This is a genomic window from Mesorhizobium sp. USDA 4775 (genome assembly GCF_054062655.1).
The window spans coordinates 6,185,323-6,202,152 of sequence record NZ_JBSSFM010000001.1 but is presented as its reverse complement, the minus strand read 5'-3'; the positions used below and the strand labels follow the sequence as shown (position 1 = coordinate 6,202,152).

Annotated in this window: 10 protein-coding genes; 5 read left to right on the top strand and 5 right to left on the bottom strand. The window is 63.9% G+C overall.

Annotated features, from left to right (window positions below; translation table 11 throughout):
• Nucleotides 1-39: 39 nt before the first annotated feature.
• The gene (locus ACVILI_RS30430; protein WP_038653329.1) at nt 40-1,017 is read right to left on the bottom strand and encodes an alpha/beta fold hydrolase; all 978 of its coding nucleotides are present in this window, start codon (nt 1,015-1,017) and stop codon (nt 40-42) included.
• A gap of 481 nt (nt 1,018-1,498) precedes the next feature.
• Here ACVILI_RS30430 and ACVILI_RS30425 point away from each other — a divergent pair, with 481 nt between their 5' ends.
• Nucleotides 1,499-1,966 (top strand): Hsp20 family protein, encoded by a 468-nt coding sequence (locus ACVILI_RS30425; protein WP_010911365.1) that lies wholly within the window; start codon nt 1,499-1,501, stop codon nt 1,964-1,966.
• Nucleotides 1,967-2,051: 85 nt separating this feature from the next.
• Here ACVILI_RS30425 and ACVILI_RS30420 read toward each other — a convergent pair whose 3' ends face one another.
• Entirely contained in the window at nt 2,052-3,104 is a 1,053-nt protein-coding gene (locus ACVILI_RS30420; RefSeq protein WP_038649443.1) for a threonine aldolase family protein, read from the bottom strand.
• Nucleotides 3,105-3,598: 494 nt separating this feature from the next.
• Here ACVILI_RS30420 and gltB point away from each other — a divergent pair, with 494 nt between their 5' ends.
• Nucleotides 3,599-8,344 (top strand): glutamate synthase large subunit, encoded by a 4,746-nt coding sequence (gene gltB, locus ACVILI_RS30415; RefSeq protein WP_019861059.1) that lies wholly within the window; start codon nt 3,599-3,601, stop codon nt 8,342-8,344.
• 143 nt (nt 8,345-8,487) lie between these two features.
• Nucleotides 8,488-9,942 (top strand): glutamate synthase subunit beta, encoded by a 1,455-nt coding sequence (locus tag ACVILI_RS30410; protein WP_019861058.1) that lies wholly within the window; start codon nt 8,488-8,490, stop codon nt 9,940-9,942.
• 29 nt (nt 9,943-9,971) lie between these two features.
• On the opposite strand, the gene ACVILI_RS30405 is transcribed toward ACVILI_RS30410, so the two are convergent.
• Both ACVILI_RS30405 and ACVILI_RS30400 read right to left on the bottom strand, forming a co-directional pair.
• Nucleotides 9,972-11,201 carry an SGNH/GDSL hydrolase family protein gene (locus ACVILI_RS30405; protein ID WP_038649440.1) on the bottom strand — a complete coding sequence of 410 codons (1,230 nt, stop codon included), beginning with the start codon at nt 11,199-11,201 and terminating at the stop codon, nt 9,972-9,974.
• Between the two features lie 124 nt (nt 11,202-11,325).
• Complete coding sequence (locus ACVILI_RS30400; protein ID WP_038653326.1) at nt 11,326-12,549, bottom strand: lytic murein transglycosylase; 1,224 nt, start codon at nt 12,547-12,549, stop codon at nt 11,326-11,328.
• 213 nt (nt 12,550-12,762) lie between these two features.
• Here ACVILI_RS30400 and galU point away from each other — a divergent pair, with 213 nt between their 5' ends.
• A complete protein-coding gene (gene galU, locus ACVILI_RS30395; protein WP_038649439.1) occupies nt 12,763-13,668 on the top strand; it encodes a UTP--glucose-1-phosphate uridylyltransferase GalU in 906 nt (301 codons plus the stop codon).
• Nucleotides 13,669-13,717: 49 nt separating this feature from the next.
• Here the strand turns inward: galU and ACVILI_RS30390 are convergent, their stop codons facing one another.
• Nucleotides 13,718-15,502, bottom strand: coding sequence for an outer membrane beta-barrel protein (locus ACVILI_RS30390; RefSeq protein WP_038649436.1), 1,785 nt, complete (start codon nt 15,500-15,502; stop codon nt 13,718-13,720).
• A gap of 207 nt (nt 15,503-15,709) precedes the next feature.
• Here ACVILI_RS30390 and ACVILI_RS30385 point away from each other — a divergent pair, with 207 nt between their 5' ends.
• The gene (locus ACVILI_RS30385) at nt 15,710-16,711 is read left to right on the top strand and encodes a KpsF/GutQ family sugar-phosphate isomerase (protein WP_038649433.1); all 1,002 of its coding nucleotides are present in this window, start codon (nt 15,710-15,712) and stop codon (nt 16,709-16,711) included.
• Nucleotides 16,712-16,830: the final 119 nt, after the last annotated feature.

The following is a 16,830-nucleotide window of genomic DNA, read 5'->3' as shown; positions in this document are numbered from 1 at the left end:
TGTCAGCTATGCCGGCCTTCGAAGGAACCGCGGTGCCGGTCAGGCCGTCGGATCGTCCGAGCCAGGAATGAAGGCGTCGAATGCAGCGAGGAATTGTTCGCGGTAGAGGTCGACCTCCTGCAGGATCTCGTGCTTGGAGCCGTCGATCATCAGCAGCGAGCCGAGCCTCAGGCTTCTGGCGTAGGCCTCGACCGCCCTGGTCGAGACGACCTGGTCGGCGCCGGCGGCGATGATCAGCAGAGGCACCTGTATCCGCGCCATGAAGTCGGGGTCGCTCACCGCTTCCGACGCCTTTGCCGCTGCCTGCAGCCAGCGGATCGTCGGACCGCCAAGCGCCATTCGCGGATACTCTTCGTAGATGCGCGTGTTGCGGCGATAGCGCCGCGGATCCGACGTTACCTTATTGGCCTCGAAAGGCAGCGTGTGTCTGGGCCGCGGACCCCAGGCGGCATAGAGCCGGCCAAGGCCCAGAATGCAGAGGACCGAACAGATACGGCGGACCGTCCGGATCGAGACCGGCAGGTCGGGCAGGGTCAGGAACGGCGCGATCAGCACCATGCGGCGCACGCGGTTGACCATGGACGGCGCGGCAAGAAGCGCGATCACGGCCCCGGCTGAATGGGCGAGGATGTAATACGGCCCGCGGCAATCGGGCAGCACGATCTCCTCGAAGAACTGCTCCAGATCGGCCGTGTAGTCGCGGAAGGACCTGACATAGCCGCGCTGGCGATCGCGGATCAGCCGGTCGGAATCGCCCTGGCCGCGCCAATCGAGCGTGGCGACGCCAAAGCCGCGGGCGGCAAGGTCGCGGATGGTTTCGAAATATTTCTCGATGCACTCGTTGCGGCCGGACAGCAGCACCACGGTGCCCCGCATCGGGCGCGCCACCGCCGCGAACAGGCCATAGCGGATCTTCTTGCGGTCGCGGGTGACGAAAAAGCCTCCGGTGGCGTTGTCTGGCCGCGGATTGTCCTCGGATTCGTGGAAAAGCGGCGTGTCTTGGAGAAGGTCCGTCATGCGGCGCTTTGTGCTCGGCGTCTTCAGGTGCCAGCCTGTCGCGGCTGGCCTCGTCAAGGTGATAGACGCCAATGCATCAAAAGCAAAGCAAATCCGGCTTGTGCCGGGATCGTAACGGGGAAGGCCGGAAGCCGCTCGAAGGCGTGCTTCCGGCCCCTGTCGATCCGGGAGGAAGGGACGTTAACACCCGGTTCGGCCTCGTTGCGGCACCTTTGAAAAGCCCGGCGCCGCCAATCCTTGATCTTGGTGCCACTTTAGCGGCGGCTGTCTGAACGGGCGCCGAAGCGCCGGTTCATCTGCCGTTCATCAAGGGGCAACCCATCCAGTTTTTGCCGCCGGGCGAAATCTTGAAATGCATTGGGGCGCTCCCCAAATGTGGAATGCGGTCGCCAATGTCGGGGCCGCTGGTCCTGCCGAAACGCCGCTTACGGGTTTCGCACCGGCCATACGCAAACCATGTTGCTCAACAGGAGAACACCTCATGCGTCATGTTGATTTTTCCCCGCTTTACCGTTCGACCGTCGGCTTCGACCGTCTCTTCACCATGCTGGATTCGCTTGCGCAGCCCGATGGCGCGCAGACCTATCCGCCCTACAATATCGAGCGCACCGGTGAGGATTCCTACCGGATTTCCATGGCGGTTGCCGGCTTCTCGGACGAGGAAATTTCGATCGAAGCTCACCGCAACGTGCTGACCGTGAAGGGTGAGCGCAAGGACGAGGGCAACGGTGAAGGCTCCGAGCTGCTCTATCGCGGCATTGCCTCCAGGGCCTTCGAGCGCCGCTTCCAGCTTGCCGACCACGTTGAAGTCGTCGGCGCCACGCTGAAGAACGGCCTGCTCTTCGTCGACCTCAAGCGCAACATTCCCGAGGAACTGAAGCCGCGCAAGATCGCGATCACCTCGGCCCCGGCCAAGGCCAAGCAGATCGAGGCCAAGACCGCTGCGTAATGTAGCTTAGCAATAGAACCGTCTCCTCCCGAGACGAAAGCGGCGCCGAGAGGCGCCGCTTTTTTGTGGATCGGCAGATGGATTGTTATCCGGCGATCAACTTGCCAAAGCGGTCGACTTCCTCGGCTGACGTCGCGAAGCTGGTGACGAAACGATAGAGCAGCTCGTCCTCGCCGATATGGCCGTCAAAGCCGTGCGGCTTGTGCCAGTCGTAGAAGGCGGCGCCGGCAGCCTGCAGCCTCTCGGCCTCGGTCTTCTTGATCACGGCGAACACCTCGTTGGCCTGCGGCAGCCAGGCCAGCTTCGCGTGGGCCGAATCCTCGATCGCCGCCGCGAGGCGGGCGGCCATGGCGTTGGCGTGGCGCGCTGTGTCGAGCCACAGGCCGTCCTTGAAATAGGCTTCGAACTGAGCGGCGACGAAGCGCGACTTCGAAAACAGCTGGGCGGCGCGCTTGCGCAGGAAGGCCAATTCCTTGGCGCGGTCGAGGTCGAACAGCACGATCGCTTCGGCGCACCAGCAGCCATTCTTGGTGCCGCCGAAGGACAGGATGTCGACACCGCGCTTCCAGGTCATTTCGGCCGGCGTCGTGTCGAGCGCGACCAGCGCATTGGCAAAGCGGGCGCCATCCATGTGCAGCGGCACGGAATGCCGTTTTGCGATGGCCGAAATCGTCTCGATCTCATTCAGGCCGTAGATAGTGCCGACCTCGGTCGACTGGGTGATCGAAACCGCCATTGGCCGTCCCCAGTGGACGATTTCGGGCGCGAAGCGGCCAATGGTCCGCTCCAGATTGTGCGCGTCGATCTTGCCCAGTGCGCCGTCGACGGCGTGCAAGCGCGCGCCGCCGGAAAAATACTCCGGCGCGCCGCATTCGTCTTCGATGACATGCGATTCGCGGTGGGCAAAGGAAATGCCGCCGGGTTTGTTGAAGGTGGTCAACGACAGCGAGTTGGCGGCGGTGCCGGTCGCCACGAAGAACACCGCGACCTCGCGTTCGAAAATCTCATTGAAGCGCTGGTAAACTGCCTGGTCGAGCGCGCTGTCGCCATAGGCGGTGGCAAAGCCGCCGGCCGCGGCCGACAGGCCGGCAACGATGTTGGGATGGGCGCCTGCCCAATTGTCGGAAGCGAAGAACATGCATCTGCCTATGTCTGGGGAAGATCGGGGTTTTGGGGAAAATCGGCCGGAGTTGAACGGTTTCATGCGCCAACCGCAAGGGCCAGACGCCCGAAAACCGTTAAAGCCAGCCAAGCCGACAGGGCAGGGATCGGCGACTGAAGCTTACGTTTTTCCTCAACTTCACGTAATTTTATGTCGCGGAACGCTCAAGTTTTTTGTGAATCGGTCTTGTGTGCGTCGGGGAATTCTGCCATAAAAATTTAGGACAGTAGTGCTGTCTTATTTTGTCGCACAAAACAGGCTGGATTGGCGTAACATGTTGGCCTCTCCGGCTGTTGCTGCGAGCGACAGGTGGACGGCCAGACTCTGGCCTGTACGATACCAGACGCGAACCATGCGGAAAGCCGCCTGGTTCGGCAAGGATTTCGCAAGACGTGCCGCAAGGATCAGGGTGAGCCAAGCGCTTGCCGAGGCAAACCAGCGCCTGAAGGGCTGGAACGGAGGACAGGACAATGACGGACATGACGCTCTCTGCGACGAACGGCCAGGCCGCGCAGACGAAAGCGGCTGCCGTCAAAAATACGCCGCGAACCGACATTGGCCGAACTGATATTGGCCGAACCGGTTTTGCCCCTCGGGGCCTCTACGATCCGCGCAACGAACATGATGCCTGCGGCGTCGGTTTCATCGTCAACATGAAGGGCGTGAAGTCGCATCAGATCGTCAAGGACGGCCTTGCCGTGCTCGAAAACCTGACGCATCGCGGCGCCGTCGGCGCCGACCCGCTGGTCGGCGACGGCGCCGGCGTGCTGGTGCAGCTTCCGGACCAGTTCTTCCGTGAGGAGATGGCGGCCCAGGGCATCGAATTGCCGCCGGCGGGCCAATATGGCGTCGGACACTGGTTCATGCCGCAGGACGCAGCACTTCGCGCCCATATCGAGGACATCATCGCCGAATCGGCGCAGTCCGAAGGGCTGCCGCTCATCGGCTTCCGCGACGTGCCCGTCGACAATTCGTCGCTGTCGAAGGCACCCGACATCGTCGCGTCCGAGCCGTTCCATCGCCAGGTCTTCATCGGCCGCACATCAGATATTCCCGATGACGAGGAATACGAGGCCCGGCTCTATCTGCTGCGCAAGGTCATCTCGGGCCGTATCTATGCCGAGAACGACAACAAGGACATCGGCGCCTATTGCGTGTCGCTGTCGGCGCGCACCATCGTCTACAAGGGCATGTTCCTGGCCTATCAGGTCGGCGCCTATTACAGGGATCTCAAGGACCCGCGCTTCGAGACCGCGCTGATTCTCGTCCACCAGCGTTTCTCGACCAACACCTTCCCGTCATGGAAGCTGGCGCATCCCTACCGCATGGTCGCGCACAATGGCGAGATCAACACGGTGCGCGGCAACAACAACTGGATGGCGGCGCGCCAGGCCTCGGTCGATTCCGAGCTGTTCGGCAACAACATCTCGAAGCTGTGGCCGATCTCCTATGACGGCCAGTCCGACACGGCGTGCTTCGACAATGCGCTCGAATTCCTGTTCCAGGGCGGTTACAGCCTCAGCCACGCCATGATGATGCTGATCCCGGAAGCCTGGGCCGGCAACAAGCTCATGGATGCCGACCGCAAGGCTTTCTACGAATACCATGCCGCCCTGATGGAGCCGTGGGACGGGCCGGCCGCGGTCGCCTTCACCGATGGCCGCCAGATCGGCGCTACGCTCGACCGCAACGGCCTGCGCCCCGCACGCTACATCGTCACCGACGATGACCGCGTCATCATGGCTTCCGAAGCCGGCGTGCTGCCGGTGCCGGAGGAGAAGATCGTGCAGAAGTGGCGGCTGCAGCCCGGCCGCATGCTTCTGATCGACCTTGCCAAGGGCCGCATCGTGCCCGATGAGGAGATCAAGTCGGAGATCGCCACCAGGCATCCCTACAAGACCTGGCTCGCCAACACGCAGCTCATCCTGGAAGATCTGAAGCCGGTCGAGCCGCGCGCGCTGCGCAAGGATGTCAGCCTGCTCGATCGCCAGCAGGCGTTCGGCTACACCCAGGAAGACACCAAGTTGTTGATGTCGCCGATGGCGACCACCGGCCAGGAAGCCGTTGGTTCGATGGGCACCGACACGCCGATCTCGGCGATGTCGGACAAGTCGAAGCTGCTCTACACCTATTTCAAGCAGAACTTTGCCCAGGTCACCAACCCGCCGATCGACCCGATCCGCGAGGAGCTGGTGATGAGCCTGGTGTCCTTCATCGGGCCGCGGCCGAACATCTTCGACCTGGTCGGCAATTCGCGCCGCAAGCGGCTCGAAGTGCGCCAGCCGATCCTGACCAATGGCGATCTGGAGAAGATCCGCTCCATCGGGCATACCGAGGACCGTTTCGACACCAAGACCATCGACATCACCTATGGCTCGAACGAGGGCGCTGCCGGCATGCAGGGTGCTATCGACCGCCTGTGCGAACGCGCCGAGGCGGCAGTCGCCGGCGGTTACAACATCATCATCCTGTCCGACCGCCAGCTCGGCCCGGACCGCATCGCCATCCCGGCGCTGCTGGCGACGGCTGCGGTGCACCATCACCTGATCCGCAAGGGGCTGCGCACCTCCGTCGGCCTGGTCGTGGAATCCGGCGAGCCGCGCGAAGTGCATCATTTCTGCTGCCTTGCCGGCTATGGCGCCGAAGCGATCAACCCCTATCTCGCCTTCGACACGCTCACCGACATGCACAAGCGCGGTGAGCTGCCGGAAGAGGTCGACGCCTACGAGGTCGTGTCGCGCTACATCAAGTCGATCGGCAAGGGCATCCTCAAGGTGATGTCCAAGATGGGCATCTCGACCTATCAGTCCTATTGCGGCGCGCAGATCTTCGACGCCATCGGGCTGAAGACCGATTTCGTCGAGAAGTATTTCACCGGCACGGCGACGCTGATCGAAGGCGTTGGGCTGGACGAGGTCGCGGGCGAAACCGTCAGCCGCCACACGGACGGTTTCGGCAATGATCCGGTGCTGCGCAACAGCCTCGAAGTCGGCGGCGAATATCTCTTCCGCATGCGCGGCGAGGCGCATATGTGGTCGCCCGACGCGGTCGCCACCTTGCAGCACGCCGTGCGCCAGGGCTCGTGGGAAACCTTCAAGGAGTATTCGGCGCAGATCGACAGCGAGACTGCCCGCGCGCAGACCATACGTGGCCTGTTCAAGATCAGGCTGGCGGAGGAGACCGGCCGCAAGAAGGTCGCGCTCGACGACGTCATGCCGGCGGCCGAGATCGTCAAGCGCTTCTCGACCGGGGCGATGTCGTTCGGCTCGATCTCCAGGGAAGCGCACACCACGCTGGCGCGCGCCATGAACCAGATCGGCGGCAAGTCGAACACCGGCGAGGGCGGCGAAGAGGCCGACCGCTATTTGCCGCTGCCCGGCGGCGGCAAGAACCCGGAGCGCTCGGCGATCAAGCAGGTCGCCTCGGGGCGGTTCGGCGTGACGGCCGAATATCTTGTCAATTCCGATGTCATGCAGATCAAGGTGGCGCAGGGCGCCAAGCCCGGCGAGGGAGGCCAGCTGCCCGGCCACAAGGTCGATGCGACCATCGCCAAGGTCCGGCATTCGACGCCGGGCGTCGGCCTGATCTCGCCGCCGCCGCATCACGACATCTATTCGATCGAGGATCTGGCGCAGCTGATCTATGATCTGAAGAACGTCAACCCGGCGGCCGACGTGTCGGTCAAGCTGGTGTCGGAAGTCGGTGTCGGCACGGTCGCGGCCGGCGTCGCCAAGGCGCGCGCCGACCACATCACCATTTCGGGCTATGATGGCGGCACCGGTGCCTCGCCGCTGACCTCGCTCAAGCATGCCGGCAGCCCGTGGGAAATGGGCCTGGCCGAGACCCACCAGACGCTGGTGCTGAACGGCTTGCGTTCGCGCGTTGCGCTGCAGGTCGACGGCGGCTTGCGCACCGGGCGTGACGTCATCATCGGCGCGCTGCTCGGCGCCGACGAGTTTGGCTTCTCGACCGCGCCGCTGATCGCGGCTGGCTGCATCATGATGCGCAAGTGCCACTTGAACACCTGTCCGGTTGGCGTCGCCACCCAGGACCCGGTGCTGCGCAAGCGCTTCAAGGGCACGCCCGAGCATGTCATCAACTTCTTCTTCTACGTGGCGGAAGAGGTGAGGGCGCTGCTGGCCGAGATGGGCTACACCCATATCGACCAGATTATCGGCGACAGCGATCTTCTGGAAAAGCGCGACGTGGTCCAGCACTGGAAGGCGCGCGGCCTCGACTTCTCGAAGATGTTCTACAAGCCCGATGCGCCGCACGAAGCGGTGCACTGGACCGAGCGGCAGAAGCACCCGATCGACGACGTGCTCGACCGCAAGCTGATTGAACTGGCCAAGCCCGCACTGGAGGCCAAGCAGCCGGTCAAGATCGAGGTGGACATCCGCAATGTCGACCGTTCGACCGGCGCGATGCTGTCGGGTGAAGTCGCCAAGCGCTTCAAGCACAAGGGCCTGCGCGAAGACACGATCCAGGTGAAGCTGACCGGTACCGCCGGCCAGTCCTTCGGCGCCTTCCTGGCGCGCGGGGTCTCGTTCGAGCTTGTCGGCGCCGGCAACGACTATGTCGGCAAGGGCTTGTCGGGCGGGCGCATTGTCATCCGGCCGCCGGAAGAGGCGAGGATCGTGGCGGCCGACTCCATCATCGTCGGCAACACGGTGCTCTACGGCGCCACCGAGGGCGAAGCCTATTTCGCCGGCGTCGCCGGCGAACGCTTCGCGGTGCGCAATTCGGGCGTCGCCGCCGTCGTCGAAGGCGTCGGCGACCATGGCTGCGAATACATGACCGGCGGTGTCGTCGTCGTCATCGGCAAGACCGGCCGCAACTTCGCCGCCGGCATGTCGGGCGGCGTCGCCTACGTGCTGGACGAGGCCGGCGATTTCGCCGAGCGCTGCAACATGGCCATGGTCGAACTGGAGCCGGTGCCGGAAGAAGACGACCTGATGGAAAGGCTGCTGCATCATGGCGGCGATCTCGACCACAAGGGCCGCGTCGACGTGTCGGGCGACATGACCAGCCATGACGAGGAACGCCTCTACCAGCTGATCTCGAACCATGTGCACTATACGGGTTCGGTGCGCGGCCGCGAAATCCTCGACGACTGGACGACGTTCCGGCCGAAATTCCGCAAGATCATGCCGGTCGAATACCGCCGCGCGCTGATCGAGATGGAACGCATGCGCATGGGCGTCGCGGCCGAATAGATTTTAAGAGAATTGCCGGGGAGCCCAGGCTTCCCGGCCCCTTTCATCGACAGTTTGACCTCGGGCGCAAGGTTGCCATGGCTGCCTCAAGAGGTTAACGGGTGCGGCGAAAACCGCACCATCTGGACAGCAGGAACTGGACTATGGGCAAGGTAACAGGCTTTCTCGAAATCGACCGGCAGGTGCACAAGTACCAGCCGGCCTCCGACCGCATCCGGCACTTCCGCGAGTTCACGCTGCCGATGTCGGATAAGGAGGTCGAGAAACAGGCCGCGCGCTGCATGGACTGCGGCATTCCGTTCTGTCACGGGCCGACCGGTTGCCCGATCCACAACCAGATCCCGGACTGGAACGACCTCGTCTACAACAGGGACTGGGACAACGCGATCCGCAACCTGCACTCGACCAACAATTTCCCTGAGTTCACCGGCCGCATCTGTCCCGCCCCTTGCGAGGAAGCCTGCACGCTGAACCTCGAGGACATTCCGGTCGCCATCAAGACGGTGGAACAGGCGATCGCCGACAAGGCTTACGAGACCGGCCACATCAGGCCCTATCCGCCGGAGAAGAAGACCGGCAAGCGGGTCGCCATCATCGGCTCCGGCCCGGCCGGCATGGCAGCCGCACAGCAGCTCGGCCGCGCCGGCCATGACGTCCATGTCTATGAGCGCGAGAGCCGCCCGGGCGGGCTGATGCGTTACGGCATTCCCGACTTCAAGATCGAGAAGCACTATATCGACCGGCGCATCGAGCAGATGCAGGGCGAGGGCGTGACCTTCCATTGCGGCGTCAATGTCGGTGTCGACAAGCCCGTCGCCGAACTGCTCGCCGAACATGACGCGGTGCTCTATTGCGGCGGCTCGGAAACGCCGCGTGCGGCCAACATTCCGGGCGACGATCTCGGCGGCGTGCATGACGCCATGCCCTATCTGGTGCAGCAGAACCGCCGCGTCGGTGGCGAGCCGATCCAGTCCGTGGCATGGCCGTCGCACCCGATCATCGCCGGCGGGCAGCATGTCGTCGTCGTCGGCGGCGGTGATACCGCCTCCGACTGCGTCGGCACCGCCTTCCGCCAGGGCGCGGTGCGCGTCACCCAGCTCGACATCCGCCCGCAGCCGCCCGAGAAGGAAGACAAGCTCGCGGTGTGGCCCTACTGGGCGACCAAGATGCGCACCTCGTCCTCGCAGGCCGAGGGTGCGGAACGCGAATTCCAGGTGGCGACGCTCGAATTCATCGGCGAGGACGGCCAGCTGACCGGCGTCAAATGCTGTGAGGTCGACGAGAAGCGCAAGCCGATCGCCGGCACCGAATTCGTCATCCGCGCCGATCTCGCCTTCATCGCGATCGGCTTTGCCGGACCGGCGATGGTGGGCGTGGCGAAGGAACTCGAGGGTGAGATGAAAATCGTCACAGACAGCCGCCGCTCGCGGAATGTCGAGGCCAATGACCGCGACTACAGGACCAGCGTCGACCGGCTCTATGCGGCGGGCGACGTGCGCCGTGGCCAGTCGCTGGTCGTCTGGGCGATCCGCGAAGGCCGCCAGGCGGCGCGCTCGATCGACGAGGCGTTGATGGGGGCGAGCGTCCTGCCGCGCTGAGACCGTTTGATCTCGGAAGCTCCGAGTGATTAAGGGGTGATCGCCGTCGTCGTGTCGGTCGCCGCGGCTGTCGCCGGCGGCTCGGCTTTCGGCGGCCATGAGAAATCGTCGGCGCGGCCGGGCGCGGCCTCCGGCGCCTTGCCTTCGATCACCAGCCGCTCCCCGGGAAGAGCCGGATTGGCGTTTGCCGGCGGGGCGGCGCCGAGCAACTCGGTGCCGCCGTCGAGCGCCGGGTCGCTGAGCAGCATGGGTGCGGTGCGGTCGATGACAATGGGTGCCGCGGCCGGCGCCGGTGCCTCGACGGGCGCGCCCGCAGGTGCTGTCGCCGGGGCCACGCTGCCGGGTGTGGCCAGGCCTAGGATCTTCATCAGCGGCTTTTCGGTGTAGAAGGCGAGCTTGCGCTTGCCGGCCTTGGAGACGTTGATGCCGTCATCGGCGCGCAGCCGCACCGGCTGGCCATTCATGTCGGGGCCGTTGGTGACGAAGGCGCCGTTCTCATCGACGAAGCCGTCCCAGACATCGACGAATTCGCCGCCATGGTTTTCGGCGGCCTGATGGTAGATGTCGTTGAAGGCCAGCATGTCGGAGGTCATCTTCGGCACCCGGAAGGCCGGCATGCCGACCCACAGGAAGGGCACCTTGGCGGTGGCGATGGCCTTGCCCAGTTCGTCGGTGCGGCGCTCATATTCCTTGGTCCAGTTCTCGGACCGGGGCTGCTCGCGCACGTCCCCCACCTTCATCTGCTGGCGGTCGTTGGAGCCCAGCATGACGACCACGGCGGTCGGTTTCTCGGTCTCGATCAGCGATTTGATCTGTTCGGGCCAGTTGTAGAAATCATCGCGCACGAAGCCCGACGAACCATTGGAGCGCGCGACGATCCTAATGGCTGGGTTGTCGGCAAAGGCTATGTCCAGGCCTTCGGCGAGGCCCGACGCCATGAAGTCGCCGACGACCAGGACGATGCGGGCGTCTGGCGCCTTTTCCGCTATCGGTGTTTGTGGCTCGATCGGCGCACGCGGAACCCTTGGTTTACGCGGCTTTGGTTTTGCCTTCTGGATGTCGAGCGGCGGCTCGACCCGCTCGCTGCGGCGCGGAAAGAGAAGGTCGCGCAACGACCATCCGCGATCTTGCTGCGGCTGCTCCTGCGCCATGGCCGGTACATGGAAGGCGCCGGCGGCGCCGATCGCCAGCAGGACGATCGCCAGAAAAAGGATCGGCGTGCGACGAGCAAGGATCGCGATACGCGCGGCCGAAACCAATCACTCCTCCATCCCCTTGCGCCTGGTTCCGCAAACCGGAGCCGGTTTTGCGGCCGGGCGCGAGTTCAAATTGCCATGGCGCCTGATATGCGCGCCCAAAATGCGCGCGGCGCTGTGGCCGGCTCTATTTTTGCCTGAGCCATTTGAGTACTTCCATGCTCGGGTAGCCGTCCTGGGTCAAGCCGACCTTTGCCTGATAGGCCATGATGGCGGTCTTTGAGCCGTCACCGATCTTGCCGTCGAACTTCCCGTCGTAAAGCCCGTGCTGCGAAAGCCGCTTCTGCAGCTCCTGCCGTTCCTCGAAGGTGAGCTTGGTGAAGGGCCGCTTCCAGTCCTGGACAAGGCCGTTGCCACCGGCGATTTCGTCGGCAAGAAGGCCAACGGCCAGGGCATATTTGTCGGCATTGTTGTAGGCCTTGATGACCGAGAAATTTCGGATCATCAGGAAAGCCGGCCCGCCACGGCCGTCCGGCACTTTCAGCGTCGCCTTGTCGGTGAGGTTCTTGAACGGCTTGCCGCTGGCCCTGGCGACGCCAAGCGCCTGCCATTGCGCCAGCGTCTTCGATCCGCCCGGCAGTTTGCCGGCCGGTATCGTGACTTCGTAGCCCCATGTCTTGCCGGCCTGCCAGCCGTTCTTCTTCAACAGATTGGCTGATGTCGCCAGCGCATCGGGGATGGAATTCCAGATGTCGCGCTTGCCGTTGCCATCCATGTCGACGGCATAGTGCTGGTAGCTGGTGGGGATGAACTGGGTCTGGCCCATGGCGCCGGCCCAGGAGCCCATCAGATGGCTTTCATCGATGTCGCCGGTCTGCAGGATTTTCAGGGCCGCGACCAGCTGGGTGCGGGCATATTTCGACCGCTTCGGGTCGCCATAACCCAAAGTCGCCAGCGACCGGATGACGTTGCGCATGATGTCGTCGCGCTTGAGGATCTCGCCATAGTTCGATTCCATCGACCAGATGGCCAGCAGAATGTAGCGATCGACGCCGAACCGCGCCTCGATCCTGTCCAGCCACGGCTTCCACTTCTTCGCCATCTGCTGCCCGACGGCGACAGACTGGTCGTGGACGCGATTATCGAAATAATCCCAGGCGGGCGCGGTGAATTCAGGCTGGGTGCGCGCCTTCTCCAGCACCACCGGATCGGGCTCTTTGATGTCCCTGAAAGCCTGGTCGTAGACAGCTCCGGAAACGCCACCGGCGACGGCAGTGGCGCGGAAGCTGGCGACCCATTGCCGGAAACCGGCATCGGCGAAAGCGGGTCCGGCAGGCATCAGCAAAGCGAGCGAGAGGCTGGCGGCCGTCATGACGCTGGTGAAACGTTTTGCGGCATTGCGAACGGACATGTTTTCCTCCTTCTCTGTCTCAGGAAAGACCATTCATCGCCGAACCGGGTTAGGAATTAGTTTACCATAGGTGCCGCTTGGAACGAAAAGACACCTCGATGCTTTAACCGGTGGAAGTTTCCCTCACCCGCCCCCCACTAATCTTCAATTCCGGCGTGAAAATGTCGCGGGACAGGGATTGCGGAGCCGGCCAGCAAACGGATAATTGAAAGCATGAAGAGAGTTCGCAAGGCAGTTTTCCCGGTCGCCGGTCTCGGCACGCGGTTCCTCCCGGCCACCAAGGCCGTTCCCAAGGAAATGCTGACCGTCGTCGACCGGCCGGTCATCCAGTATGTGGTGGACGAGGCGCGCGAGGCGGGCATCGAGCATTTCATTTTCGTGACCGGCCGCAACAAGGCGGTCATCGAGGACCATTTCGATATCCAGTTCGAGCTCTATGACACGCTGGCCCAGCGCGGCAAGGACGAGCAGCTTGCCCGCCTGCAGCGCCTGCAGCCGGCGCCCGGGCAGACCAGTTTCACCCGCCAGCAGGTGCCGATGGGCCTCGGCCACGCCGTATGGTGCGCGCGCGAACTGGTCGGCGACGAGCCGTTCGCGCTGTTGTTGCCCGACATGATCATGCAGTCGGAAAAGAGCTGCATGAAGTCGATGGTCGAGCTTTACGAGGAAACCGGCAACAACATCATTGCCGTGCAGGAATGCGACCCGGCGGAGGCCCACAAATACGGCATTGTCGGCCGTGGCGAGGATACGCATCACGGCTTCCGCATCACCGAGATGGTGGAGAAGCCGAAGACCGGCACGGCGCCCTCCAACCTCTACATCAACGGCCGCTACATCCTGCAGCCCGAGATCTTCAAGATCCTCGAAGGCCAGGAAAAGGGCGCCGGCAACGAAATCCAGCTCACCGACGCGATGCTGAAGCTGGAGAAGCTGCAGGCTTTCTACGGCTACCACTATCAGGGCCGCACCTTCGACTGCGGTTCCCCGGAAGGTTTCGTCGAGGCCAATGTCGCCTTCGCGCTGTGGCGCAGCGACATGAAGGAGAACATGGCCGGCGTCATCCGCACGCTTCTCGACGAGATGACGCCATCGGAGCGGCGAGTCGCGGTATCTTAGCTGGATGGGTAATGCCGGCGCGAGCGGCTGACCGCTCCGCACGCGTGTTTCAGCGCTGCACTTTCAGGCCGAGGTAGATGCTGTTGGCGGTGTAGTCGCGGCCAGGCAGGTTGCTGGTCAGCTTTTCGGTTCTCACCCGGCTGGTGAGGCCTGCATAGCGGTTCAGCCACCAGGTCAGCCCGGTCTCTGCGCTCAAGATCCTGTCATGGCCGTCGATGCCGACATAGTCGCGCCAGTCGAGGCCCAGGGCCGCGTTCGCTGTAAGGTTGGCGCGGATCTGCCGTTCGGCCGTCAAGCGGCCGGAATAGAGGATATCGCCGCTTTCACCCGCCGTGGTGGTGGTCTCGACAGTGGTCTTGCCGGTCAGGCCGATCGTCGTTCCGCGCTCCGGCGACCATTTGAGATCGGCGTTGACGGTGGCGCCGGAAATCGCCTCCAGGCTCTTGTCGTCGATCGCTTCCCTCAGCCAGCCGGCCGAGAACTCGCCGGAGAGCTTCTCACCCATGTCGAGTTGCAGGCCGGCGCGAGCGCCAAGGCGGGTCGAGGAACGCTCGAAGCCTTCATTGTCGATGCGCTGATCGTAGGCCCGTCGGCCGACCTCGATTTCGGTGAACGGGGTGAGGGCCGGAGAGATTTCGTAGCCGGTGCGCAAGGTTGCCGTGTAGAGCGTGTTGTCCTGATCCTTCTGCGACAGCGTGGTGCCGTCCGAAAGCTCGGCGTCGCCGTAGAAGTCGTGCGAGACCGCGCCGGTCAACGTGTATTGCATCTTGCCGACCGCTTTTTCGACGCCAAGGCTGCCGTCGATCGTCTGCCGCAGCGGCTGGGTACTGACGCCGGCAATGGCGTTGGGCGAGGACGCCGTTTCCGGCACGGCTTCGTAGCCGAGCTTGGCGATGGCGCGCAGTTCGTTGTCGAGGTCGACATTGAGCTGGCCTTCGATGCGGCCCTGCGCATCGTGAACCCGGTAACCCGACACCGTATCGCGGAACAGGCCATAGCCGTCGATGGTGGCGGAGTTTTCGCGCCAGTCGGAGACGGCGGTAAAGCGCAACGCTGTCTCAGACAGCAGCGCCGAGGTGCCGGCACTGCTCGAATCGCCGTTTGTGGTGGCGGTCAACCCCTGTTCGATCGATGGCCGGATGACGAAGGAACCCCATTTGACGCCGGTGGGCGCGAAGGGGTCGTCCTCGGCTTTCTTGTTCTGGCCCTCGATGGCGGCGGTACGCTCGGCGCCGGGGTCGAGTTTTTGCCTATCGGCGCTGTCGACGGTGAGAGCACGGCGGTTAGCCGCTTCCTGGTCGGTCGTGGCGCTGTCGGTATCGTCGGTCGCGGCTTGAGTGGTGTCCGTGGTCGCGGTCGCCGCCTTCTTCTTCTTCGACTTGTCGGCCGTCTTGGTGCCCGTTTTGGTCCTGTCCTGATCCGCCGCGTTCTGGCCGGCGCTTGACGGACGGCGGCGAGGCTTGGGCGGCGTCGGATTGTCGGTGGCCGTGTCGTCGGTCGCCTGCGGCGGATCGAAAATGCTGCCGGTGGCGGCATCCGTGCCCGTGTCGTCGGGGACAGCGCCGGCGCTGGCCGGCAAATAGGTGCGCGGCGGCGCATCGTCCTGCGCGGTGTTGGCCGACTGTTGCTGGCCCTGGGTGGCAAGGGCGAGCTGCCTTGCCTTGCGCTGCTGGTCGGACAGGATCGCCGATTCGGAAACCTCGCCGCGCAGCTCCGTTTCCTGGGCGTGGAGAGGTGCCGGGCGAAGCAAGGCAAACATGCTGGTCGCCAGCAACAAGGTGCATACCGCCTTGCCCCGTCGTCCACTCGATTTTTCTGGCTGGGCCCCGGACATCGCCACCACTGCTTGCGCGGCGCTGTGCGCGCCATACTTACCGAACCGTAAATGCGGATGGTTAACGGAGGGTTGAGGCGGCGATCGTTCGCCCGGTTAAAGTGCCGCTGTTTGCGGGATCCTGTGACCTGTCCGGAGCCTCCGCCGCCTGGTGCCAGCGGCATTTCTGTTGGACAGGCGGGCGGCAACGCGCTAATCGCATCATCCATGCATGGCAGACCCCTCGATAAGAAGCCCCTGGACAGGCAAGCGTCGATCGATTCGGCACTGAGAACGGTGGCGACCGAGCAGGCCGGCATCGCCGCCCTTGCCGAGGCGCTCGAGAACGGACTGGCCGCGCCTTTCGCCCAGGCCGTCGACATGATTTCGAAGATCGAAGGCCGGCTGATCGTCACCGGCGTCGGCAAAAGCGGCCATATCGGCTCGAAGATCGCGGCGACGCTGGCTTCGACCGGCACGCCGGCCTTCTTCGTCCATCCCGTCGAGGCCAATCATGGCGATCTCGGCATGATCGCCAGGGATGACGCCATCATCGCCATCTCATGGTCGGGCGAGAGCAAGGAGATGCTCGGCATCGTCGCCTATTCCAGGCGTTTTTCCATCCCGCTCATCGCCGTCACATCGGGCGAGACATCGGCGCTGGCGCGCGCGGCCGATGTGGTGCTGCTTTTGCCGCGCACCCCCGAGGCCTGCCCGCACGGGCTGGCGCCGACGACGTCGACGCTGCTGCAGCTGGTCATCGGCGATGCGCTGGCGATCGCTCTGCTCGAGGCGCGGGGTTTCACGCCGGACCATTTCCGCACCTTCCATCCCGGCGGCCAGCTCGGCGCCAATTTGACCATGGTCTCCGAGATCATGCGGGTCGGCGACCAGATGCCGCTGGCCGTGCTCGGCACCAAGATGCCGGAAGCGGTGATGACGCTGTCGCAGAAGAAGGTCGGCTGCGTTCTGATCGTCGACGCCAATGGCGAACTGGCCGGGATCATCACCGACGGCGATGTCGCGCGCAATTTGCACCGCAATCTGGCCGACGTCATCGTCGACGAGGTGATGACCCGCACGCCCAAGACGGTCGATCCGCAGACGCTTGCCGGCACGGCGATCGCGCTGCTCAACGAGCACAATATCGGCGCGCTGGTGGTGACCAGGAACAACATGCCGCTGGGCGTGGTGCATTTCCATGACCTGCTGCGCATCGGCGCCGCCTAGGCATGCCGATATTCAGGTGAGGCCGGTCTGCAAATGGCTGATAGCTGCGCTTCGCCGTTCTACTGCGTCGCAGTAGACTGGGCTCACCTACAAAAAGTACACTCCGCTCCGGCTCTCGT

Excerpts from the sequence above, each read along its gene's own strand:
- ACVILI_RS30400 (WP_038653326.1), bottom strand. The coding sequence starts at position 12,549 with ATGTCCGTTCGCAATGCCGCAAAACGTTTCACCAGCGTCATGACGGCC.
- ACVILI_RS30425 (WP_010911365.1), top strand. The coding sequence starts at position 1,499 with ATGCGTCATGTTGATTTTTCCCCGCTTTACCGTTCGACCGTCGGCTTC.
- ACVILI_RS30420 (WP_038649443.1), bottom strand. The coding sequence starts at position 3,104 with ATGTTCTTCGCTTCCGACAATTGGGCAGGCGCCCATCCCAACATCGTT.
- ACVILI_RS30385 (WP_038649433.1), top strand. The coding sequence starts at position 15,710 with ATGCATGGCAGACCCCTCGATAAGAAGCCCCTGGACAGGCAAGCGTCG.
- gltB (WP_019861059.1), top strand. The coding sequence starts at position 3,599 with ATGACGGACATGACGCTCTCTGCGACGAACGGCCAGGCCGCGCAGACG.
- galU (WP_038649439.1), top strand. The coding sequence starts at position 12,763 with ATGAAGAGAGTTCGCAAGGCAGTTTTCCCGGTCGCCGGTCTCGGCACG.
- ACVILI_RS30410 (WP_019861058.1), top strand. The coding sequence starts at position 8,488 with ATGGGCAAGGTAACAGGCTTTCTCGAAATCGACCGGCAGGTGCACAAG.
- ACVILI_RS30430 (WP_038653329.1), bottom strand. The coding sequence starts at position 1,017 with ATGACGGACCTTCTCCAAGACACGCCGCTTTTCCACGAATCCGAGGAC.
- ACVILI_RS30390 (WP_038649436.1), bottom strand. The coding sequence starts at position 15,502 with ATGTCCGGGGCCCAGCCAGAAAAATCGAGTGGACGACGGGGCAAGGCG.